Genomic DNA, 23,032 nt, shown 5'->3' with positions numbered 1-23,032 from the left:
ATAATTTCGGCCTTTTTCTTAGGGGCAAAGACAACAATTAGTCTTTATAGATAGAAAATTCGTCGGCAACACTGACCAGATCCTGATAGGTCATCAGGAAGACACCGTGGCCGCCATTTTCAAATTCCAGCCAAGTCAGTGGCAGGTGCGGATACTGTTCCTGAACGTGAACCATGGAGTTACCTACTTCACAGATCAGAATGCCTTGCTCAGTCAGGTAATCCGGTGCATTAGCAATGATGCGGCGCATCAGTTTCAGGCCATCGGTCCCTGCAGCCAGACCCAACTCTGGCTCGTGACGGAATTCATCCGGCAGCGAGTTCATGTCTTCCTCATCCACGTATGGTGGGTTGGAGACAATCAGGTCATATTTATCTTTTGGCAGATCGCGGAACAAATCTGAGCGGATAGGGAAAACCTGCTGCTCCAGGCCATGTTCCTGAATGTTCATCTCTGCCACTTCCAACGCATCGGTAGAAATGTCCACCAGATCTACTTCAGCGTCAGGGAACGCGTAGGCACACGCAATACCAATGCAGCCACTGCCGGTGCACAGATCCATGATACGGTTTGGCTCGACTTCCAGCATTGGGCTGAACTGATTCTGGATCAGCTCACCGATTGGTGAACGTGGTACCAGCACACGCTCATCCACGTAGAATTCCAAATCACAGAAGTACGCTTTGTTTGTCAGGTAAGCCACTGGCGTGCGCTCGTTGATACGACGGACCACACGTTCAACAATACGGTGACGTTCACTGGTGGTCAGACGCGCAGTTTGCGTGTCTGCAGGCACATCAATTGGCAGATAAAGTGTCGGCAGTACCAGTTGTACCGCTTCGTCCCATGCATTGTCCGTTCCGTGACCGTAATAAATTCCTGCTGCATTAAAGCAACTTACCGTCCAACGTAGCATGTCTTGCAGCGTACGCAGCTCGTTGACGACTTCATCAACAATAATTCTATCCAAAATGGCCTCCAGTAGCCTCAACACATCACCGTCAGGGCGATTCCAACAGGAAAGCAGACATTGTTCTTATTTTAAGTAAAATGCAGCTAACAGAATTTGGAAATGACTTATGAGTAAGAAATCCCCGATCCCAGAAGATGACGACATGTCATTGTTCCGCGATGCGGTGAAAGGCGTTAAAAAACTGCAGCAGGATACCATAAACCCGCCAAGACGCCAGACAACAGAGCAAGCACGCAAAAAGCAGACAGAGTCCGCGGCGCGCGACCACTCCTTCTATTTCTCAGACGAGTTTGAACCGCTGCTGAAAGAAGATGGGCCAACTCAATATGCGCGCACAGGTGTCTCCAAATACGAAGTAAAAAGACTTCGCCGCGGTGTTTACGTGCCGGATATGTTCCTGGACCTACACGGCATGACGCAATTGGAAGCCAAGCGAGAGTTAGGCGCACTGATTGCAGCATGTATAAAAGAAGGGATCAGTTGTGCCTGTGTCATGCACGGTATTGGCAAACACATACTGAAACAGAAGACACCACTTTGGCTAGCACAGCACCCTGACGTGTTGGCATTCCATCAGGCACCACTGGAATTTGGTGGTGATGGCGCTTTACTGGTTCTGATTGAAATTCCAGAAAAATAGCCTGAAGTACAGATGAAAAAAACGCCCTTTGTTGGGCGTTTTTCTATGTCTGCTTAAAGCTGTTTTCGACCTGGCCGTCAGGATGCGTAACCCATCACTTGCGAAGGACTTTTCATCCACAGCACTTCGCTCTGTTCCGTTTGCGGGTTGTATTCAATACAGGAAATTGAAGATGTCGGGAACATCGGCGGCTGCAAATCAGCCTCAAACTCTGCCGTGAGATAACCCACCAGCGGTAGATGAGAAACCAAAAGAATCGACGCTGGATTATCAACGGAAACTAAAGCGCGCAGGTAAGAAGCAACGTGCTCGCTGTCGCCGTAAGGCGTGATGCCATCTTCCGTCAAGACGCTTTTCGCTTCAGGCAAAACGGCAGCACATGCCGACCAAGTCTGCTGTGCGCGCAAATAAGGACTCACCAAAACCAAGTCCAGTTTTCCCTCTGGCAGCTCTTGTGCCAGCCAGCGTGCCATTTCAACCGATTGTTGCTCACCAAGATCGGTCAGCGGACGTTCTTCATCACTGGCGGCGAAGGTGTGTGCCTCACCGTGGCGCATAATATAAATTCGCATATCACAACAGCTGATTTTGAGTATTCTTCGATATGCTACCAGTCAATTCTTTAATCTGGAACGACTGATCGCACAGATGTTTGCCTCAATTTACTTACGTGGTCATAATTAAGACCTTGCCACTACCAGTGAAGGTGCTTTGTGCAAATCAGTCCCAACGATCATCGTAGCTACCGCCTTATTACTCTCGCCAACAATTTGAGGGTGCTTCTGGTAGAAGATGTGCAAGCACCGCGCAGTGCTGCGGCGTTAACCGTGAATGTGGGGCACTTCTGTGATCCCGCTGATCGTGAAGGTTTAGCGCACTTCTTAGAACACATGCTGTTTCTCGGTACAGAGAAGTATCCTGATGTCGGTGAGTTCCAATCTTTTATCAGTCGCCATGGCGGTAATAACAACGCTTGGACAGGAACCGAAAACACCACCTTTTTCTTCGATATCCGACACGACCATTTCGAAGAAGCGCTGGATCGATTCGGTCAATTCTTCTCTGCGCCTTTGTTCAATGCAGACGCAGTCGACAAAGAGCGCAACGCGGTTGACTCAGAATACCGCCTGAAACTTCAGGACGATGTGCGCCGGATTTATCAGGTGCAGAAAGAGACCATCAACCCGGCTCACCCTTTCTCCAAGTTTTCTGTCGGTAGCCTCGACACCCTTGCCGATCGCGAGGGCAGTTCGGTGCGTGATGAGCTGATTGATTTTTACAAGACCCATTACAGTGCCAACCTGATGGCAGCCTCTATCACGGGTCCATTCAGGCTGGACGATTTGGAAACGCTGGCAAACCAAACATTCGGTGATATTCCAAACCTTGACCTGTCACCGTTTGTGCCAGACGTCCCGTTTGTCGACAAAGCTCAGTCGCAACAGTTTGTCTGTATCGAGCCGCTCAAAGATGTTCGTAAGCTGACACTGGCATTTTCAATGCCAGCGACCGATGAGCATTACAGAATTAAGCCACTTTCCTACATTGCCCATCTTCTCGGTTATGAAGGTACTGGCAGCGTGATGTCTTTGCTTAAAGCCAAAGGGCTCATCAATAATCTGTCTGCTGGTGGCGGGATCAGCGGTTCGAATTTCCGCGAGTTTTCAGTCAGTGTTAGCCTGACCGAGGAGGGACTGACCAAGATTGACGATATCGTGACTTACATTTTTCAGGCAATCAGTCTTATCCGCGAGCAGGGTCTCGATGATTGGCGTTATGCAGAAAAACGTGCGGTACAGGAAATGGCGTTTCGTTATCAAGAGCCTTCACGCCCTATCGATACAGTGAGTCATATGGTGCTCAACATGCAGCATTATCAAGATGATGATGTGCTGTATGGCGACTACATTATGCAGAAATATGACGAAGCCTTGATACGCCAGATGCTTGGCTACCTCACACCTGATCATCTTCGCCTGACGTTAATTGCTAAAGATGGCAATTATGATCGTACGGCAAATTGGTACGACACCCCTTACAGCGTGAAACCATTCACCGAAGCTCAGCTCGAAAAATGGCATGCGACACATATCTCTCCCGCGCTGGCTTTACCAGAGCCAAACCCCTTTATCAGCTATGAACTCGACCCTGCAGATCTAGAAGCGCCAGAACAGCAACTACCTGAGATGATTCAAGAGTTACCGGGCTTTCGTTTGTGGCACTTGCAAGATACAGATTTCCGCGTCCCGAAAGGCGTGGTTTACGTTGCGATAGACAGCCCGCATGCGGTGCAATCGGTCGAGAACATCGTAAAGACTCGCGTCAGTGTTGAAATGCTGATGGAGTCGATCAATGAGGCAGCCTACCCTGCCGAAGTCGCTGGCCTGAATTACAACCTCTATGCCCATCAAGGTGGCGTGACTTTGAAGCTCAGTGGCTTCAATGAAAAGCTCCCGCTGCTGATGGATTTGGTATTGGATAAATTTGCCAAGCGCGATTTCAACCCAGATCGCTTTGACATCATCAAAACCCAGTTGCTAAGAAGTTGGAACAACGCAACTCAAAATAAAGCCATTAATCGCTTGTACAATTCGATGACAGGCATCTTGCAGCCAAACAATCCAACCTATGAAGAGCTCATCGAAGCGCTGGAACCTTTGCAGGTGACAGAGCTACCGGACTTTGTGCATCGCGTGATGTCGGAACTGCATGTTGAGATGTTTGTTTACGGTAACTGGCAGAAACAGCAAACACTGGATTTGGCCGAGCCTGTAAAAGATGCACTTCGCGTACACAACCAGCGTTATCAGGAATCCACACGACCGCTGGTTCTTTTGAAAGGTGCTGGCAGTGCGTCATATCATCTAGGATGTGACAGCCAAGACTCAGCCGTGTTGGTTTACTACCAGAGCCACGGCACTGAACCACAGGATGTCGCCTTATTTACATTCGCTCAGCATTTGATGTCTGCCATCTTCTTCAACGAGCTGCGAACAAAGCAGCAACTTGGCTATATGGTTGGCTCAGGCAACATGCCAATGAACCGTCACCCAGGTTTGATCTTCTATGTGCAGTCACCTCAGGCTGGCCCAGCGAAATTGATGGAAGCAATAGACGACTTCCTCAACGCCTTCTTCCTGGTGCTGCTCGAGCTTAACGAAGCGCAATGGCAAGCCAGTAAACAAGGATTACTCGGACAGATAGAAGAGCCTGATGCTAACCTACGCGCCCGCGGACAGCGTTTATGGATCAGTATTGGCAATAAGGATGCTGAATTTACCCAGCGCCAAAACGTTGCTGCCGCTATTCGCGATATGGATCGCGCAGATATGGTGAAGTTTGTGGTCGAGCAATTGAAACCGCGTACATCAGATCGTCTGATCATGCACAGTTGCGGTGGCGCTCACCCTGATGAATGTAGCCTTGAAGGCACAAAGGAAATCGAATCTGTCACAGCGTTTCGTCGCAATCGCACAGAGCGAATTAACTGAAGTCTGTTGAACTTTGTTGATGGATTTCCATGCTTCAGATATAAAAAATCCCCGGGCTAGCCGGGGATTTTTTTGTTTAAGGCTTAATTAGTGGAACGTCTTACCTTCCGCTGCCATGGCTTTAAGCAGCTCACACGGAGCAAAACGCTCACCGTATTTGGCTTCATGTTGTTCCAGCATTTCTACCAGACGCTTAATGCCAATATGATCCATATAGCGGAATGGACCGCCAAGGAATGGTGGGAATCCGATACCGAACACGGCACCAATATCACCGTCACGCGCAGATTTCACCACACCTTCATCCAGACACTGAGCAGCTTCATTCAGCATCATCAGCACACAGCGAATCGCCAGTTCATGTGCTGAAAGCTGACTTTTCAGATCAACACCCAGCAAGGTGTAGACACGCTTATCGACTTCTTTTTTCTTACCGCTGTAAACGAAGAAACCTTTGCCACTCTTGCGACCTTTACGGCCATCATTCAGCATCACGTCGAACACATCCGGTGCGCGGAAACGCTCACCCAGTTCATTCAACAGGATTGGGCTGATCTTCGCGCCAATGTCGATACCCACTTCATCCAGCAGTGTCACTGGGCCAACAGGGAAACCGAAGTCCAACAGCGCATTGTCAATGTGCTCAACCGACTCACCGGACAGTAAGGTTCTTGCCGCTTCATTCATGTAAGGTGCAAGAATACGGTTCACATAGAAACCAGCCTTGTCAGCGACCACAATCGGCGTTTTACCTTGCTTCTTAGCAAGCTTCACCACAGTTGCGACGGCTTCTTCGGACGTGCCCGCATGTGGAATAACTTCCACCAGCGGCATTTTATCGACCGGCGAGAAGTAGTGCAGACCCACAATATTTTCAGGACGCTTCGCACCCTCGGCGATTTGATGGATTGGCAGTGATGAGGTGTTGGTGGCGAAGATGGTCTCTTCACTCAGATTCTCTTCCACCTCTGCAACCATTTGGTGCTTCAGTGTGAGATCTTCAAATACGGCCTCAACAACCACGTTGTTTTGGCTCATACCGGAATAGTCAGTCGTACCGCTAATGCGATCCATCTGCTTTTGCATTTCTGCCTTAGAGATAATCCGGCGTTTGCGCTTCTTATCCAGCAGTTTGTAGCTGTAAGCCATCGCATTCAGAATACCATCGTTGCTGACATCTTTGACGCGCACAGGTGTATTCGCTTTGGTTGCAGACACATTAGCGATGCCAGCGCCCATCAAGCCACCACCCAGCACAGTCACGCCTGTTACAGTGCGAGGCTCTGCATCTGCACCGGTTTCTTTTTTCATTGCTGTGGTGGCAAAGAAAATGCTACGCAGCGCCGCAGATTCTGAAGACATCACCAGCTCACCAAAGCGTTTTGCTTCCAACGCCAGACCTTTCTCTGTGCCTTTATCCAAGCCATGTTTGATGACTTCGAGAATAGCTTCGGTAGCAGGATAGTTGCCGCGGGTTTTCTCACGGGTTTTCTTTGAAGCCTGATCGAACACAACAGAACGACCAAGTGCATTGCCGCCCATTGCCCAATCCTGCCAGCTACCTTTGCGCTTTGGTTTACCTTTCAGCGCCAACTCTTCAGCAACGCGAAGCAACACAGACTGGGGAACTACATCATCGACCACGCCCATTTTCTTCGCTTTCTTCGCGCGAAGCTGTTTACCGGTCAGGATCATATCCAACGCGCCCGGCACACCAATCAGTCTTGGAAGACGTTGCGTACCACCAGAACCAGGCAACAGGCCAAGCTGCACTTCCGGCAAACCTAAACGGGTTTTATCATCATCACTCGCTACTCGGCTATGACAAGCCAGAGCGAGTTCCAAACCACCGCCCAACGCAGGGCCATGAATGGCAGCAACGACATGGAAAGGTAGCTTCTCAATGCGGGAGAAAAGCTTCTGGCCATGCTCAGCAATGGCTTGAGCATCTTCTGCGGTATTGCAAGCATCCAGCATGCGAACATCTGCACCAGCAACAAAGTTATCCGGTTTTGCAGAGTGCAGCACCAGACCTTTGATATCACTTTTGCTTTCAAGCTCGCTCAGAATTGCACTGATTTCATCAACAAAGGTGGCTTGCAGGGTATTCATACTTTCGCCCTGCACATCAATGCTCAACCACGCCACACCGTTGTCACCGTAGCGCAGCGAGAACGCACCGTTTGTTGGGGTTGTTTGTTCCGTCATTATTCTGCCTCCAAGATCATCGCTGCACCCAGACCACCTGCTGCACAAGCAGTATTCAATGCCAAACCACCACCGCGGCGGCGAAGTTCATTCAAGGTTTGGGTGATCATGCGCGCACCGGTTGCGGCAAATGGGTGGCCGTAAGCAATCGAGCCACCCAACACATTGAACTTGTCCATGTCGATTTCGCCAATTGCCTGGCTTCGACCCAGCTTCTGTTCTGCAAAGCTCTTGGACGCAAACATTTTTACGTTTGCCAACGTCTGCGCGGCAAACGCTTCATGCATATCAATCAGAGTGAGATCAGACAGCGTAATGCCAGCGCGATCTAACGCGATTGGTGTCGAGTAAGATGGACCCATCAGCATGTCATGCTCAACCTGAATGGCAGAAAACGCGTATGATCGGATGTAACCCAGAGGCGTTAAGCCAAGTTCTTTGGCCCGTCCTTCACGCATCAACATCACTGCCGCTGCACCATCGGTGAGAGGTGTACTGTTCGCGGCAGTCACAGAGCCGTGTTTGCGGTCAAAAGCAGGACGCAGTTTCGCGTAGCCTTCTACTGTGGAGTCTTCGCGAACATTGTTGTCTTTATCAATCCACTGGCGATAAGGTTCCGGGAAGGCAGTCATCACCTCATCACGAACCAATCCGTCCGCCCAAGCTTTCGCTGCGAGGGAATGCGAACGGTGTGCCAGCGCATCTTGCTCTTCTCGAGTAATGCTATGGCTCTTGGCCATTTGCTCAGCGGTTTGTCCCATGCTGAGACCCGTCGAATATTCGGCAACTGCTGGAGGAACCGGTGCCAAGTCTTTGAGGGAGAGTTTACTCAGGAGTTTTAAGCGTTTACTCATCGTCTTGGCTTTGCTGAGTGCCAGCAGTGTTGCAGCCATGTGCTTGGAGACACCAATTGGCAGCACGGAAGAGGAATCAGCGCCACCAGCGATACCGATATCAACAGCACCGGCCATGATGCTTTCGGTGACGTTAACGACAGATTGGAAACTGGTCGCACAAGCACGGCTGACACTGTAAGCATCAGTGTGAACATTCATACCTGTGCCAAGCACTATTTCACGTGCGATGTTCGGCGCTTCCGGCATTTGGACCACCTGACCAAAAACCAATTGATCAATCAGCTTCGGGTCGATGTCGGTACGATTTAGCATTTCGCTAACAACCATCTTGCCTAGATCAACAGCTGGCACATCCGCATAAGCGGTGGATTGTCGTGCAAACGGGGTACGTAAACCCGCAACGACAGCTATACGTTCACCCTGACGCGTAGTCAGATTCTGGGGAGAGTTCATTGCCGCTCCTTGCAATTATTAGAGGTCAGACCAGAAGAGTGTAACCAATTTGTTACCGGATTAAAACGTGCGTTTTAATTAAATCTGCCAAGCAAACATAGACCGTTACGACATTTTTGAAAATAAAAACTGAGCCAGAAGTGAAGTTGGAGGGCAACTGAAAACACAAAGCAAAAAAAAACCACACCTATCAGGTGTGGCAACGTATGTGGAAAGCAATCACGTATTAAATCAATTAACGTAAAGCCAATTGCAAATCAGGTCATAGACCTGAGGAGAAAGTAAAGTCAGCCTTCAAAAAGGAAGTTTGTCATCTTGCTCAACACGGTTTCATGCGACAGATTCGGTAAACCAACGAAGTCTGTAACACGTCACCAGATGACATTGCCTACTATACCCACGCGTCAGGAAGCGATTTTGAAGCAGATCAATTTTTTGTCTGATTACTCATCAATCGAAGGAAAGAGAGGTTAAGTCGAAGGGAAGGTTGCGAGTTAAGGTAGATAGATAGGTAGGTAGATAGATAGATAGATAAATATGCATTGAATTGAGTTATTTCGATTCTTAGAAAACTGTATGAAACACTACAACCGCTGCCTAATTGATTAAATTCAAAGCAAATTACCTTCAGAAGGCAGGCTCCTTACATGTAACATGATCATTTATTACCCCGATCAACACTACAATTGCAGAAGAGCGGCTAACCGTCTTAAAGCCAGATTGCTCAGATTAGGGGCTGTTGACCTTTGGTGATAATTCTTGCAGCAATTTAGCATTTAAAATCCTAAATAATCAGGATGATAGAATGGTTTTGAAATTATTTGGAAATAAAAAGTCAGAAACCAAGGTCTCTAATGATATGGAAAAGCAGAGACGATACGAAGCGCTCGTGAGAGCCTGGCACAGAGACCTCTACCGTTATGCATACTGGTTGACGAAAGACCAGCACGTAGCGGAAGATTTGGTGCAGGAAACCTGCCTACGTGCATGGCGCTCGCTTGATAGCCTTCAAGATGACAACGCTGCCAAAGCTTGGCTGATCACCATTCTTAGGCGCGAAAATGCACGCCGTTTCGAGCGTAAACAACTCGAATTGGTAGATATTGATGACCACCAGGTCGCAGACGATGCACGCCCCAGTGAAGAAGCCTCGGTTGAACAGCAATGGCTTCACAAGCAGATCATGCGTCTGTCACCAGAATATCGAGAACCGTTAGTGTTGCAGGTCGTTGCCGGATTTAGCGGTGAAGAGATCGCTGAGATCTTAGACCTAAACAAAAACACTGTTATGACGCGTTTGTTCAGAGCGAGAAACCAATTGAAAGAGTTCATGGACAATCAAACTTCAGGTCAGCGAGGTGCGCTAAATGGATGAACTCGAATTCCGTCGACGCCTTCTGGCGGACCCTCAGGACAAAGATCCTGAGATTCTGGCGGCTAAATCAGAATCGCCAGCCAATCAAAAATTAGCATCAGAGCTGGATCAGCTGGATGCGCTGTTAGATCAAACCCTGCGCGTGGATGTGCCAGGTGACTTGGTAGACAAGGTGCTGTTTAAGCAGAGTAGCGATGTCGCGAGAGAAGCGAGAAAACCCCGTTTCCATCTCGCTATTGCAGCTTCTGTTGCTTTCGCATTCGGCATTATGCTTGGTCAGTTTAACTGGCAGGCACTCCCAGTATTGCCTGGACAGGCAAGCCTTGGACAAATTGCGCTAGAGCATTATTACCATGAAGAAGACTTCACAAATAACGTGTTTGAGGGAGCAACTCTCACACAAGTGAATGCCAAGCTTGCGCCTTTAGGTAAGACATTTAATGGTCAGTTACCCGGTGAAGTGTCTTACATCAATCACTGTAGTTTTGATGATAAACACGCAGTACACATGGTGATCCAAGGCGAAAATGGACAAGACTTCACTGTATTCGTTGTACCGCAACAGTCTCCAGCGATGGAAAGCTACAGCGACGGCAACATGGAAGCTATTTCATTGCCAGCAGCAAATAACAGCAGTGTGATTGTAGTAGGTAAAGAGGGCGCAGATATCATGCCTGTCGCTGAACAATTGAAGCAACATCTCAATCAAAAGGCCTGATACAATCCATTACAATATCTAGGGGAGCTGGCGCTCCCCTTTTTGTTTTCCCACAATAACAACCATCTAACGTAAACTCATGCAGTTACAAAACAGCATTTTATAACTGGTCAGATTTCCAATAAAGCACCTACACAATAGAATTCGCGCAGCTCACTTTGAGCATAAATATCAGAAAAATTATAATTTTATTCGGAATATTCACATTATGAATAAGAAGCGTCTGTTTATCCGCTCAGCAGTGGCAATGGCTGTTGCAGCGAGCTCCACGTCAGCACTGGCCGCTGGCTTCCAACTTAACGCACAATCAGCAACAGGTATCGGCCGTGCTTTTGCCGGTGATGCTGTGATAGCAGACAACGCAGCTGTTATGGCACGTAACCCTGCTGCAATGGCCCTGTTTGATGAGAAAGCATTCTCGATTGGCTTTGAGACTATCACGACTGATATCACCGTCAGTGATGCAACCTACCGCAACGCAGCAACACTTTATCAGCCTCAGCCGATCGCTGACACTGATGATGTGGGCGGCACTTCCGTTGCACCAAACGTACACTTCATTATGCCTCTCAATGAAAAGTTTGCTGTCGGTATCAATGCCTACTCAAACTTCGGTACTAAAACTGAATTCTCAAATGACTATGCAGCGACCGAATACGGCGGCTTAACCGACGTGAAAAGCTTTAACCTGGGTCTTGCTGGTTCATACAGTTTGAATGATCAATGGAGCTTTGGTGTAGGTCTAGACATCATTTACGGCCAAGGCACAATGAAAAGAGAACCAAGTGCTCAGCTTGGTGCTGTTATTTCATCACAGGTTCCACAAGCTGCTGGCTTGCCTCTTCTGGACGTAGATGGTGCAGATGGCTTTGCGGTTGGCTTTAACGTGGGTACCGTATACGAGCTGGATGCAAACAACCGATTTGGTTTTGCTTACCGTTACAGCCCAGAATTTGAAGCCAAAGATGATAAAGGCCAGAAGATCACCCTTCCTCTGCCTGATATCGCTGAATTCTCTGGCTTCCATAAAATTGAAGACACCAAATTCGCCGTTCACTACAGCGTCCAATACATTGGCTGGGGTTCATTTGATGAGATCAAATTCTCTAACCTTCAGGGAAGTGTTCTTAGTGGCGACTACAACAAACCTTACGGCTGGCAGGATGGTTGGCACTACAGCATCGGTGGTACTTACTACCTGAACAATGATTGGACTCTGCGTGCAGGTTACATGTATGACACTAGTGCGCAGGATGATATTACATCGATTTCAGTACCAGACTCTGACCGTCAGTGGTTCTCTGCAGGTTTGACATACAACCTTGACCAAAGCTCAACCATTGACTTCGGCTTTACTTACCTAATGGGTGAAGAAGTGTCTGTATCTGAAAGTACAGAGTTTAATGGAGTCACGGTGTCTTCGGTCAATGCTACAACCCAAGCAAATGCGATTCTGATGGGTCTGCAATACAGCCGCAGCTTCTAATTAAATTAGAACACAGTGACTAAAGGGGAGCATATGCTCCCCTTTTTGTTCGCTCAAATAAAGCCTAAAGTGAACAAACTCAGTCATTACAAGGCTTTTCAGCGTACATAAGTACGCTTAACTGGCATTTAGGATTAACACGTGTTCGCCGAAACTTAGCGTACACCTGTTCCAAACCACCTAACTTTCAGTGTCTTTTACTGAAATAAATCGCCAAGTCGATATATTTATCTAAATACATTCTCTCCCTATCATCAAAATTGCATATTGATTGCCTGTCAGTACCCTGTACCGACCACAATAATCAAGTAAATACTCTAATGAACAAGAACAAACTTCTTCCGCTGGTGATTGCCGCAGCACTTGGCTCTCTTTCTTCAACCTCTGCAATCGCAGCGGGTTTTCAACTGGCAGAGTATTCTGCAACTGGCCTTGGCCGCGCATACGCGGGTGAAGCTGCGATGGCAGACAATGCATCTGCACAATTCCGCAATCCAGCCATGATGACTTATCTGGAAGGCACCCAAGTTTCTACTGGCCTTATCTACGTTGATCCAAATGTGGATGTGGAAGGCACAAACACTAGCTTAACTGGCGACAAAACTGCTACTTCATCTAAAGATTTTGCAGATTCAGCCTTTATTCCAAACTTCTACTTCTCTCATCAATTTAACGAGAAGGTTTATCTGGGTCTGGCACTGAGCTCGAACTTCGGTATGCATACTAAGCTGGATGATAACTTCAAAGGCACCCAGTTTGGTAATGAAGCGTCAGTGATGACCATGGAAATCAATCCAAACATCGCATACAAAATTAACGACCAGTTCTCTGTTGGTGCAGGTGTTCGCTATGTGATGGGCGAAGGAAGCATTGGGGCAAAGAGTTCCGCAGATGCAGCACTCCAAGTCACTCCCAACTTCTCAATTCCTGTTCCCAAAGGTACTACTCTAAAGTACATGGAAGGTGATGACACCGCTTGGGGTTGGCAAGCTGGTGCCGCGTGGCAGATCAATGAAGACAACCGTTTAGGCTTCAACTATCGCTCTGAAGTTAACCTTAATCTGGAAGGCCATGCCACTGGCCTAGCGTTTGGTACAACTACTGCGCAATTACCTGGCAGTATGGAACTGACGCTGCCAGCAACCGCAGAGATAGCAAGCTTCCACCAACTGACCAACACAGTTGCAGTACACGCCAGCATCAACTGGACTGACTGGAGTACCTTCGAAAAGCTGGAAGCAAATATCCCTTCCCTTTCTCAGCCAAACCAACTGGTTAAACAAGAAAACTGGAAAGATAACTACCGCTTTGCTGTTGGTGCCACTTATCAGTTGAATGCGAAAACTCAGCTTCGCTCCGGTGTTGCTTATGACACAGCAGCAGTTGATGACGCTAACCGCACCATTACAATTCCAGAAACTGATCGTCTTTGGTTAAGCTTGGGTGCGGGTTACAACTACTCTGATACCCTGACGCTGGACGCTGGTTTCACTTACATCTTTGCAAAAGACGCAGATGTCAATGAGCCTCGTGATGGAATCAGTTCTGACCTAACTTCTGTACCTTTTGGAGGCACTTTTGAAGGTCAAACCTCTGGCAACGTATGGCTGGCAGGTGTTCAGGCAACTTACCGCTTCTAATTGCTGAGTAGATATTAGATACAAAAATGCCACTCAATCGAGTGGCATTTCTTTGTTAATTTCTTAGTAATCGTCGATTTCGTCGAGCAAATCGTCATCCAGGTAACTCTCATCAGACTCTGCCAAATCTGCCGCTTTTCCACCGCGCGCCTTAAATTCTTTATTCTGAAGGTAAGCATCACGTGCAAAGGCATACGGATCCGGTGAATTGGTCAGCAAACTTTCTTGTTGAACCAAGGCAGCTCTGTCTTCCATCCCTTCAAACATCCATTTCAAGATTGACTGCGGCAATGTCAGTAATGACAGTGGTGGATACAATCCATCGACGACATCCCCCGCTCCTTCCCTCAGTGTAATGGGACCATAGACCGGGAACATAAAGTAAGGTCCTTGCCCAACATCGTAGTAACCCATTGCATCACCAAACTGGCGATCGGCAATTTTAGGAACATGCGCTGCCGAGGCGATATCGATTAAACCACCAAGACCAAACACTGTGTTTAGCCAAAAGCGGTTGAAGTGCGTCAGTGCTGCATCGCCATCAAGCATGACAATACTGTTTACCATGCTAGCGGGCTCTTCGAGGTTACTGAGAAAGTTGGAGATACCGGTTCGCGTCCAGCTCGGTACATAGTTGACATAAGCCAACGACACGGGTTTTGCTACATAAGGGTCGAGGTAGTCGTAGTTAACAGTCCACATCGCCCGGTTGAAGCCTTCAAAAGGATCATTGGGATGAGCAATGTTGAATTCAGCATTGGTTTCAGCGTCAGCCTTTGATTCTTCTGGGGATTGGGCACAACCACTCAGTAACACCAGCACGCCAACTGCCAGAATAAGTTGTTTCCACATTGTTATAGTTTGTCCTTTGGGTAAAAAAGAGGCCGGTTAAATACCGACCTTTTGTCATTATTGAGGCAGTATAAAGCACTTACTGCTTTTGGTTAATCACTAACTGTGAACTGCCACCTAATTCGAACGGAACGGTTTCCCCAAACCAATCACCGTCACGTGTCATTACGTTGCCGTCGTTATCTATGCGGGCTTTCACCATCACCTCTGGCAAAGAAGACATCAAACGCTCCGGGATCATGCTGTCAGCATCTGTCAGTTCAACTTCTACCGGGAAGCGGCTCAACGGCAGGCGCTTCGCTGCAACCGGCATTGGCGCACCGTCCGCAGAGTGAACCGAAACAATCAATACACCTTCACTTGGCAATTGGACTTGTTCATCCAGCGAAATTGTCACAGAAACAGACTGCCCTTCGCCAGCACCCATTTGTGCTTCCGCGCGTTGAATGCTGCGATCCAACATAGAGATACGTGGATCGTCCGCTGGCAGCAGTTGTTTCATGGTTGACCAAGCAGCTACAGCTTCTTCGTAAGCTCCTCGTTCAAAAGCATCAAATGCAAGCAATGAGAATGCTTGAAGGTTGCCATGATCCACTCTAATCACTTCGCGCAAAAGATTGCGCGCTATATTGCTGTTTTGCTCATCACCTGACAGCATCAGAGACTGCGCATAGCCGAGTTTCACATCGCTGTCGTCAGGCATCAGATTATAGGCTTTTGCCATAGCACCTTCCGCAGTTTGCACATCACGGTTAGCTAAACCAATTCGGCCCAGCAATAGCCAGCCCATCGCGTCATCTGGCGTTTGATGAAGCTTGGTACGAAGGGACAGCGTCAACTCCGCCATCTCCTGATCTGTCATCGGCTCATTGGTGTCCGACATCAAACGACGAGACAGATCCGGCAAGCGAGAAGCTGTATCCTGCCAGGAAACCACTTCACGATAGTTACCCATGGTGTTGTAAAGACCATAACTCATGGCAATCATGATCAAGATGCCTGGCACCAACACCACAAACGGAACTTTGCTTTGTGTCGCTGATTTCTCACTGGCTGGAATATCATCCAACAGCGACTGCTTGAGTTCTACCGCCAATTCGTTCTGGTTCTCTACCAGACCTTCCTCGGCTTCTTCGTTAAGCTCTTCCATCCGATCGCGGAAGAAGGCTTTGTTCAGTTCATCACGGCTCGCCGCTTCGTCCTGTTCCTTACCGCGGTAAATCGGCAAAACAAATAAGCCAACAGAGACCACTATCATTAAGGCTGTGATCAGCCAGAACCACATTTCAGTCATCCGTTGTTATCCTTATTTTTATTGTCAGCCGAGCCTTCATTGAGCAAGGCATCCAGACGTGCCTGCTCTTCGCTATCAAGTTCAGCTTTAACGGTTTTCGCTTTAGGTTTACGGCTGCGCATCACCAAGACAGTGAATCCGACAACCACAAACAATGCCGGGCCAGCCCAAAGAATCAATGTCGACGCCGTCAGTGGCGGGTTGTAAGTCACAAAGTTACCGTATCGGTCGACCATGTAATCGACAATCTCGTCTTCGTTCTTACCTTGCTTGAGCATCTCATAAACCTTCAAACGAAGATCCTGAGCCAAGCCCGCATTGGAATCGGCAATATTATTGTTCTGACATTTAGGGCAGCGCAGTTCTTTACCGAGCTTTTTGAAGGCCTCTTCTTGTTCAGGAGTGTCAAACTCATACACTTCGATCGCAGCAGAAACTGAGAACGCAGCACTTGCAGCCAGCATGATTGCTAACAGAAAACGTTTCATTAGCCTTTTGCCTCCGCCAGCATCTGTTCATACATCGGGCCTAATTTTTCGTTCCAGTTTCGATCGTTAACATCACCGACGTGTCGGTAACGAATCACACCGTTGGCATCGATAAGGAAAGTTTCAGGCGCACCGTAAACGCCAAGATCCAGACCTAGCATGCCATTACCATCAAACAGGCTGACCAGATAAGGGTTACCTAACTGGTTCAGCCAGCCGATCGCTTTTACGCGATCGTCTTTGTAGTTCAGGCCAATGATTTTTACACCATTTGCAGCCAACTCATTCAAGTAAGTATGCTCGGCGTAACAGGTTGGGCACCATGTCGCCCAAACATTCAGGAGTAAGGGTTCACCTTTAAATATGTCCTGGTCATGCAACTTGCCAGCTTGCGCCAGATCTTCGAGACGAAACTCAGGCACCGGCTTACCTACCAGCACAGATTCAAGCTTGGTCGGGTCATCACCGTCAGCATTTTTTCCTAATTGCACAAAGAAAACACCAACCAGCACCATAAACAGTGCAAACGGAATAAAGAGTAAAGGTTTGTTCACCTTTAAGCCTCCTTCACTGGCTCAGCAGAGACTTCTGATTGAGCCTTCTTACGAAAACGGTAACGTTTGTCTGAGATAGCCAGCAAGCCACCCAGTGACATCACCAATGCACCCAACCAAATCCAGCGGACGAAAGGTTTGTAGTAGATGCGCACAGCCCAAGAACCATCATTTAAACGTTCACCCATAGCCACATAGAGGTCACGGGTAATGCCACGGTCAATTGCCGCTTCAGTCATCATCGAGCGCTGGACTGTGTAGAAACGTTTCTCGGCATGCAGTGTGTTTACACGCCTATCTCCACGGTAAATATCGAAGTCCGCGATGTAACCATCGTAGTTTGGGCCATCTTTATCCCGAAGACCTGCGAAATGGAAATCATAACCTTGCAGTTCAATGCGATCGCCCGGTGCCATTTTCACGTCGCGTTCGATGTCATAGTTCTGAACCATTGCAATGCCGAGCACTGTGATTGCCAGACCGATATGACCAAGCACCATAGCCCAGTGACTGCGACCCAGCTTACCCAGACCGGTGACGAAATCATGACGGTGCGTCGCACGCTGATAAACTTCAATGCAAGACAGAATGATGACCCAGAGGCCCATTACTGCCCCGAGCGCCGCCAGCGGCATAAAGACATCAGCGAATACCCAGACGAGCGCCACACCCAGAACAACGGAAAGCACACCACTAAACAGCAGCTCTTTTTTCACATTCTTCAGGTTATCGCGTTTCCAGCGGATAAGTGGGCCAACGCCGATCAAAAAGGCAAATGGCACAGAGAGCCAAGTAAACAGGAGGTTGAAGAACGGTTCACCGATTGATACTGAACCTAAGCCGAGCTGTTTGTGAACCAGTGGCAACAGTGTGCCAAGCAGGACAACCACCAAAGCTGCAACCAACAGAATGTTGTTTGCCAACAAGACGTTCTCACGGGAAACCAGTTCAAAGTTACCACGCACACGGACTTCTGATGCACGCAATGCATAAAGCAACAGCGAGCCACCAATAACCACCACTAGGAATCCAAGAATAAACAGGCCGCGGCTTGGATCAGAGGCGAAAGCATGTACTGAAACCAGTACGCCAGAACGTACCAGGAAGGTGCCCAACAGACTTAGTGAGAAGGCAGACAATGCCAACAGTACAGTCCATGCTTTGAACGTGCCCCGTTTTTCCGTTACTGCCAACGAATGCATTAACGCTGTACCCGCAAGCCAAGGCATGAATGAGGCATTTTCTACTGGATCCCAGAACCACCAGCCGCCCCAGCCAAGTTCGTAGTAAGCCCACCAAGAGCCCAGTGCGATACCCAATGTCAGGAAGACCCAAGCTGCAGTTGTCCAAGGACGGGACCAACGTGCCCACGCCGTATCAAGACGACCCGCCATCAAAGAGGCGATTGCAAAGGCAAATGCCACAGAGAAACCCACATAACCCATGTAAAGCATCGGCGGGTGGACAATCAGCCCTGGATCCTGAAGAAGCGGGTTGAGGTCACGGCCATCAACCGGGAAGTAAGGCAGTGTGCGCTCAAACGGATTCGAAGTCAGAATAATAAACAGCAAGAAGCCGACACCGATCATACCCATTACTGCCAATACGCGGGAGACTGACTCCAACGGCATGCCACGGCTGAAAATGGCAACTGCCAGTGTCCAACCGGCCTGGATAAGTACCCAAAGAAGCAATGAGCCTTCGTGTGCGCCCCAGACTGCCGTCAGACGGTAATACCACGGCAAGGCACTGTTTGAGTTACTCGCGACATAAGTGACCGTAAAGTCGTTAACGTAGAATGCCCAGCTCAATGCGATAAAAGACATCAATAGCATTAGGAACATGCCGATAGCCAATGGACGCGCTGAGCGCATCATGGCCTGGTTTCCGACGTGAGCCCCCCAAAGAGGGTAAATGCTCAGAAGGACGGAGAAACCAAGAGAGATAATAAGGGCGAAATGCCCTAATTCAGCAATCATTAGTAGCTACCCTGTTTTTGCTGCTCGGTGTATTCAAGCGGTTTATGCCCTTTGTTCATCGCTTCTGCGATTTCAGGCGGCATATATTCTTCATCGTGTTTCGCTAATACTTCGCTTGCGAACACGGTGCGTTCATCAACCAGCACACCCTGTGCAACAATTCCCTGACCTTCACGGAAAAGGTCAGGCAGAATACCTTCAAATTCCACGGTGACTTCTGGGCCAATATCTGCCACACGGAAACTCACTTTTAAAGATTCCGGGTCGCGCTCAACCGAGTCACTCACCACCATACCACCAATACGCAGACTTTGACCCACCTCTGGTTTGGTGCCATCAGGCTTACCGTTAACCAGCTCGGTTGGTGTGTAGAACAAATCCATGTTTTGGTTCAATGCGTAAAGCACCAATCCAATCGTCGCGCCTACACCAAACACCAGGGCAAGAGCCAGCCCCAGTCGTTTCTTGCGTCTCGGGTTCATAGCGTGTTCTCCATTTTTTGGGCATTCTTAATACGTTGCTCTCGGGCAACTTTGTTCTTAATTTCTTTAAACAACTTACGACGGGTGAAATGGGTCGCCAATGCTACCCAAGCCAGCGCAATGAAAGTGATCGCGAAAGCACCCCAGACGTAACCGGCGTAGCCGCCCATCGCCAGAAACTCAGAGAAAGAACCGAAATGCATGATTTATCCCCTTTCAACCAGCTCACGGACCCAAGGGCGGTGTGCTTCACGTTGTAGTATTTTGTTTTTCAACCCCATCAGCGATACTGCGCCGAAGAACAGAGCAAAACCAAGGATATTCAGAAGCAGTGGCCATAGCATCTCTGGAGCGATAGAAGGTTTCGCAAATTTGGTGATGGTTGCACCCTGATGCAGCGTGTTCCACCACTCAACAGAGAAGTGGATGATAGGTAGGTTAATGACACCTACAATCGCCAAAATGCCTGCTGCACGCCCCGCAGAGCGGTCGTCATCAAAAGCGTTATAAAGCGCGATCACACCAAGATAGAGGAACAGGAGGATAAGCTCAGAAGTCAGGCGTGCATCCCAAACCCACCAAGCGCCCCACATAGGCTTACCCCAGATGGCACCAGTCACCAAAGCGATAAAGGTGAATACTGCACCAACTGGCGCCATCGCAGCTGCTGCCCAGTCCGACGTTTTGATCTGCCAAACCAAGCCGATAAATGCTGCAATCGCCATCGACATATATGCGCCCATTGACCAGATGGCCGCTGGAACATGAATATAGATGATTCGGAAACTATCCCCTTGCTGGTAATCTGACGGCGCAAACGCCAGTCCCCAAACGGTACCGGTGATCAGTGACAGTACTGCCAATACCGCAAACCACGGCAACAGAGTATTACACAGTCGGTAGGTTGCCTCGGGCTTGGCATATGGATGAAGCCATTTCCACATTGCAAATATCGCTCTCAGTTAATATGCAGGGTCTGCTGACCCTATTGATAATTAGTATTATTGGACACTCACCCGCAGGGCAGCAGAGACTGCAAACGGAGAAAGCGTGGCCGAACCGGCCAGCATTGCGCCCATGATGGCAAGCTGACCGTTAATTGGAAATCCTCCAGCGGCCATATCAATCGCGGATGTCGCGAAGATAAGAACCGGAATAAACAACGGCAGAACCAAGAGGCTTAGCAGCGCGCCACCTTTTCGTAAACCTACCGTCAGCGCTACACCAATCGCGCCAAGAAAGCTCAATGTCGGCGTGCCAAGTAACAACGTGAGCACCACCGCTTTATAAGCTTCCCAGTCTAATGAAAGTAATACCGCCAGAAGCGGACTTATGATCAAAAGTGGTAAACCAGTCAGTAACCAGTGCGCAATAATTTTCGCAAAGACCAGAACTGATAAAGGTTCTGGCATCAATAACATTTGCTCAAGTGAGCCATCCATAAAATCATCGCGGAACAGCCTGTCTAAAGACAAGACTGCCGCTAACAGAGCAGCAACCCAGATGATACCGGGTGCGATTTCTGCCAGGAGATTCGGCCCAGGGCCAACACCCAATGGAAACAGCGTGATGACGATGATGAAAAACCATAGTGGGTTCAGCATGTCGGACTGACGACGAAAAGCGACGAGAAGCTCTCGGCGGATCATGTGAAACATAGCGGATCCCATTACGCCCCCAACCTGATCCTGCGCAACAATGGGTTGCCTTCGAACATGTCTTGATGGGTTGTAAACAACACCATACCTCCGCCGTTTACATGCTGTTCAAAAAGATTCTCAAGTACCTTCACGCCCTGCTTATCAATGGCTGTAAGCGGCTCATCCAAAATCCAAAGTTTGGATTGACTAATCCAAAGTCGTGCTAAGGCTACCCGGCGGTTTTGACCTGCAGATAGCTGAGCAGCAGGCACATCTTCACGGCCCGCCAGACCCACTCTCGCGAGGGCTTCCCAAAGCTTCTCTTCATTCGCTTCACCATGCATACGCTGGTAAAACGCCAAGTTTTCAAACGCGGTCATTTCACGCTTTACGCCTGTACTATGGCCTAGAAACAGCAAGTTGCCATAGAACTCTTCACGGGCTTTACTGACCAATTCTCCGTCCCAGAGAACATCCCCAGACTCTGCCAATCCCAGACCAGCGATGATCCGTAAGAGTGTGGTTTTACCTGCGCCGTTTGGCCCTTCAATTTGGACAAGATCACCGGATGACAACGTAAAACTGAGATCTTCAAACAGCACCTTTTCATCACGGACACAGCTGAGCTCGCGCACTTCCAACATGAGAAATTGGCTTTCCCGATAAAGTTATGAAAAATTTGCCCGATAATACCATAGAGGCGTTTAAAGTCGTTAGCCGCAGGGTCTCGCTAATGTCACTCAAGCAATCAAATCCTACTGATTGATGAGGTCTGGGTATATGCGCTAAGCGTTAATAATTGTGAGTAAATATGAAAATCGACAATATCAATCACATCAATACATTAACGCAGGAAACATTGAAGAATGTTCCGGTAAAAAGCTTGCTCGAAGTAGGCCAGCCAATCCAAGCATCCGGCAACACAGGCAGCCTGAGTGACGGCCAGCGTTCACAGCTTTCCCTGTTACTCGCCCTAATGCCGCTTTATTCCCTGTTGCAAACAACCAAATCGGATGCAAAAACACTCGCCCCTGTTGTGATTGCCCTTCTAAAGCAATTATCCATGCCAAGCGATAGCAAACAGGCTGCGAAATGGCTCGCCGAGCAACAAGCTGATAAAGGGTTGCTGGAAGCATTGCGTCAAGCAACAGCTGCGACCGATGGACAAGAAGGAGCAGGAAAACTTAAGTCTTTACTCATGTTGATGGCTGAACAGCGCATTAACGAGCAAACCAAACCCGGTGACTACCACTGGTTGTTCCCTTTCAGGGACAACAACCTTTCTCCGGTGCACATCAATGTCGAGAAAAAGACCGGAAGGAAAAAGAAAAAGTTGCGCTGGTGTGTCACGCTTAACCTGACTCTAGCCAAAAACCGTCACCTCACTGCGACAGCAGAACTTGAGGACAATTCCCTTTCCCTCAGCTTTTCCACCGATGCTGATGGCTTAAGAAATCAGATAGAGACTGCAATGCCCAAACTGGAGGAAAAACTTGCCCAGCATCATATTGCACTGGAGCAATGTGAAATCAACACCTTAGATAGCGTGCAGACAGAAACCATTTCGTCAGGAGTGAATATTCAGGTATGAAGAAAGCTAAAAGCGCAGTGGCGCTTAAATACGATGGTGTTAATGCGCCAAAGGTCTCTGCCAAAGGCTACGATGTGTTGGCCGAAAAGCTCATCGAAGAAATGGAGAAGAACGGCGGACTCATTCATAGTGACGAAGCCCTGATGAATTGGTTGGCGGCATTAGAAGTGGGTGACGAAATCCCTGAACAACTCTATTTGGTGATCGCAGAGTTGATTGCTTTTGCCTGGTACTTAGACGGAAAAACCCCGCCCGGTTGGGAGGGGTCAATGGTCAACAAAACGGTGTAATGGTTTTAGGTTTTAGGTGTC

General features: G+C 48.6%; 22 protein-coding genes. 8 read left to right on the top strand and 14 right to left on the bottom strand.

The features are described from left to right. Positions 1–37: 37 nt before the first annotated feature. Complete coding sequence (gene prmB, locus K6Q96_RS04245; protein ID WP_251878047.1) at positions 38–970, bottom strand: 50S ribosomal protein L3 N(5)-glutamine methyltransferase; 933 nt, start codon at positions 968–970, stop codon at positions 38–40. A gap of 109 nt (positions 971–1,079) precedes the next feature. Between prmB and smrB the strand changes: the two genes are divergently transcribed. Continuing rightward, positions 1,080–1,613: an endonuclease SmrB gene (gene smrB, locus K6Q96_RS04240; RefSeq protein ID WP_251878045.1), complete on the top strand. Its 534-nt coding sequence runs from the start codon at positions 1,080–1,082 to the stop codon at positions 1,611–1,613. A 77-nt stretch (positions 1,614–1,690) separates the two neighbouring features. Here smrB and sixA read toward each other — a convergent pair whose 3' ends face one another. After that, positions 1,691–2,185, bottom strand: coding sequence for a phosphohistidine phosphatase SixA (gene sixA, locus K6Q96_RS04235; protein ID WP_251878043.1), 495 nt, complete (start codon positions 2,183–2,185; stop codon positions 1,691–1,693). Between the two features lie 141 nt (positions 2,186–2,326). Here sixA and K6Q96_RS04230 point away from each other — a divergent pair, with 141 nt between their 5' ends. Then, entirely contained in the window at positions 2,327–5,104 is a 2,778-nt protein-coding gene (locus tag K6Q96_RS04230; RefSeq protein ID WP_251878041.1) for an insulinase family protein, read from the top strand. A gap of 87 nt (positions 5,105–5,191) precedes the next feature. On the opposite strand, the gene fadJ is transcribed toward K6Q96_RS04230, so the two are convergent. Then, the gene (gene fadJ / locus K6Q96_RS04225; RefSeq protein WP_251878039.1) at positions 5,192–7,312 is read right to left on the bottom strand and encodes a fatty acid oxidation complex subunit alpha FadJ; all 2,121 of its coding nucleotides are present in this window, start codon (positions 7,310–7,312) and stop codon (positions 5,192–5,194) included. Continuing rightward, complete coding sequence (fadI, locus tag K6Q96_RS04220; protein ID WP_251878037.1) at positions 7,312–8,622, bottom strand: acetyl-CoA C-acyltransferase FadI; 1,311 nt, start codon at positions 8,620–8,622, stop codon at positions 7,312–7,314. The genes fadJ and fadI overlap by 1 nt, the downstream gene beginning before the upstream one ends. A gap of 805 nt (positions 8,623–9,427) precedes the next feature. On the opposite strand from fadI, the gene K6Q96_RS04215 reads away from it, so the two are divergent. The 4 genes from K6Q96_RS04215 to K6Q96_RS04200 all read left to right on the top strand — a co-directional run bounded on the left by K6Q96_RS04215 (position 9,428) and on the right by K6Q96_RS04200 (position 13,841). Next, complete coding sequence (locus tag K6Q96_RS04215) at positions 9,428–9,997, top strand: sigma-70 family RNA polymerase sigma factor (RefSeq protein WP_251878035.1); 570 nt, start codon at positions 9,428–9,430, stop codon at positions 9,995–9,997. Further along, entirely contained in the window at positions 9,990–10,715 is a 726-nt protein-coding gene (locus K6Q96_RS04210; protein WP_251878033.1) for a DUF3379 family protein, read from the top strand. Before K6Q96_RS04215 ends, K6Q96_RS04210 begins: the two co-directional genes overlap by 8 nt. A gap of 208 nt (positions 10,716–10,923) precedes the next feature. Next, positions 10,924–12,201 (top strand): outer membrane protein transport protein, encoded by a 1,278-nt coding sequence (locus tag K6Q96_RS04205; RefSeq protein WP_251878032.1) that lies wholly within the window; start codon positions 10,924–10,926, stop codon positions 12,199–12,201. A gap of 320 nt (positions 12,202–12,521) precedes the next feature. Continuing rightward, positions 12,522–13,841 (top strand): outer membrane protein transport protein, encoded by a 1,320-nt coding sequence (locus tag K6Q96_RS04200; protein WP_251878030.1) that lies wholly within the window; start codon positions 12,522–12,524, stop codon positions 13,839–13,841. A gap of 63 nt (positions 13,842–13,904) precedes the next feature. Here the strand turns inward: K6Q96_RS04200 and K6Q96_RS04195 are convergent, their stop codons facing one another. The 10 genes from K6Q96_RS04195 to ccmA all read right to left on the bottom strand — a co-directional run bounded on the left by K6Q96_RS04195 (position 13,905) and on the right by ccmA (position 21,774). Then, a complete protein-coding gene (locus K6Q96_RS04195; RefSeq protein WP_251878028.1) occupies positions 13,905–14,693 on the bottom strand; it encodes an MlaA family lipoprotein in 789 nt (262 codons plus the stop codon). Positions 14,694–14,772: 79 nt separating this feature from the next. Continuing rightward, positions 14,773–15,987, bottom strand: a complete 1,215-nt coding sequence (gene ccmI / locus K6Q96_RS04190; protein ID WP_251878026.1) for a c-type cytochrome biogenesis protein CcmI — start codon at positions 15,985–15,987, stop codon at positions 14,773–14,775. Then, a complete protein-coding gene (locus K6Q96_RS04185) occupies positions 15,984–16,475 on the bottom strand; it encodes a cytochrome c-type biogenesis protein (RefSeq protein ID WP_251878024.1) in 492 nt (163 codons plus the stop codon). The genes ccmI and K6Q96_RS04185 overlap by 4 nt, the downstream gene beginning before the upstream one ends. Then, entirely contained in the window at positions 16,475–17,029 is a 555-nt protein-coding gene (locus K6Q96_RS04180; RefSeq protein ID WP_251878023.1) for a DsbE family thiol:disulfide interchange protein, read from the bottom strand. Before K6Q96_RS04180 ends, K6Q96_RS04185 begins: the two co-directional genes overlap by 1 nt. Positions 17,030–17,031: 2 nt before the next feature. Continuing rightward, the gene (locus K6Q96_RS04175; RefSeq protein WP_251878021.1) at positions 17,032–19,008 is read right to left on the bottom strand and encodes a heme lyase CcmF/NrfE family subunit; all 1,977 of its coding nucleotides are present in this window, start codon (positions 19,006–19,008) and stop codon (positions 17,032–17,034) included. After that, positions 19,008–19,490: a cytochrome c maturation protein CcmE gene (ccmE, locus tag K6Q96_RS04170; protein WP_251878018.1), complete on the bottom strand. Its 483-nt coding sequence runs from the start codon at positions 19,488–19,490 to the stop codon at positions 19,008–19,010. Before ccmE ends, K6Q96_RS04175 begins: the two co-directional genes overlap by 1 nt. Then, positions 19,487–19,693: a heme exporter protein CcmD gene (ccmD, locus tag K6Q96_RS04165; RefSeq protein WP_251878016.1), complete on the bottom strand. Its 207-nt coding sequence runs from the start codon at positions 19,691–19,693 to the stop codon at positions 19,487–19,489. Before ccmD ends, ccmE begins: the two co-directional genes overlap by 4 nt. Before the next feature lie 3 nt (positions 19,694–19,696). Further along, a complete protein-coding gene (locus K6Q96_RS04160; RefSeq protein WP_251878014.1) occupies positions 19,697–20,434 on the bottom strand; it encodes a heme ABC transporter permease in 738 nt (245 codons plus the stop codon). Between the two features lie 57 nt (positions 20,435–20,491). After that, positions 20,492–21,160 (bottom strand): heme exporter protein CcmB, encoded by a 669-nt coding sequence (ccmB, locus tag K6Q96_RS04155; protein WP_062662967.1) that lies wholly within the window; start codon positions 21,158–21,160, stop codon positions 20,492–20,494. After that, positions 21,160–21,774, bottom strand: a complete 615-nt coding sequence (ccmA, locus tag K6Q96_RS04150) for a cytochrome c biogenesis heme-transporting ATPase CcmA (RefSeq protein ID WP_251878012.1) — start codon at positions 21,772–21,774, stop codon at positions 21,160–21,162. The genes ccmB and ccmA overlap by 1 nt, the downstream gene beginning before the upstream one ends. Before the next feature lie 167 nt (positions 21,775–21,941). On the opposite strand from ccmA, the gene K6Q96_RS04145 reads away from it, so the two are divergent. Further along, on the top strand, positions 21,942–22,721 hold the full coding sequence (locus K6Q96_RS04145) for a flagellar hook-length control protein FliK (protein ID WP_251878010.1): 780 nt from the start codon (positions 21,942–21,944) through the stop codon (positions 22,719–22,721). Further along, positions 22,718–23,011: an EscU/YscU/HrcU family type III secretion system export apparatus switch protein gene (locus K6Q96_RS04140; protein ID WP_062662970.1), complete on the top strand. Its 294-nt coding sequence runs from the start codon at positions 22,718–22,720 to the stop codon at positions 23,009–23,011. Before K6Q96_RS04145 ends, K6Q96_RS04140 begins: the two co-directional genes overlap by 4 nt. The last annotated feature ends 21 nt before the right edge of the window (positions 23,012–23,032 follow it).

This window comes from Grimontia kaedaensis, assembly GCF_023746615.1.
Taxonomy (GTDB): domain Bacteria; phylum Pseudomonadota; class Gammaproteobacteria; order Enterobacterales; family Vibrionaceae; genus Enterovibrio; species Enterovibrio kaedaensis.
Note: the sequence above shows the minus strand (reverse complement) of the source record. Positions and strands in the feature narration are given on the sequence as shown.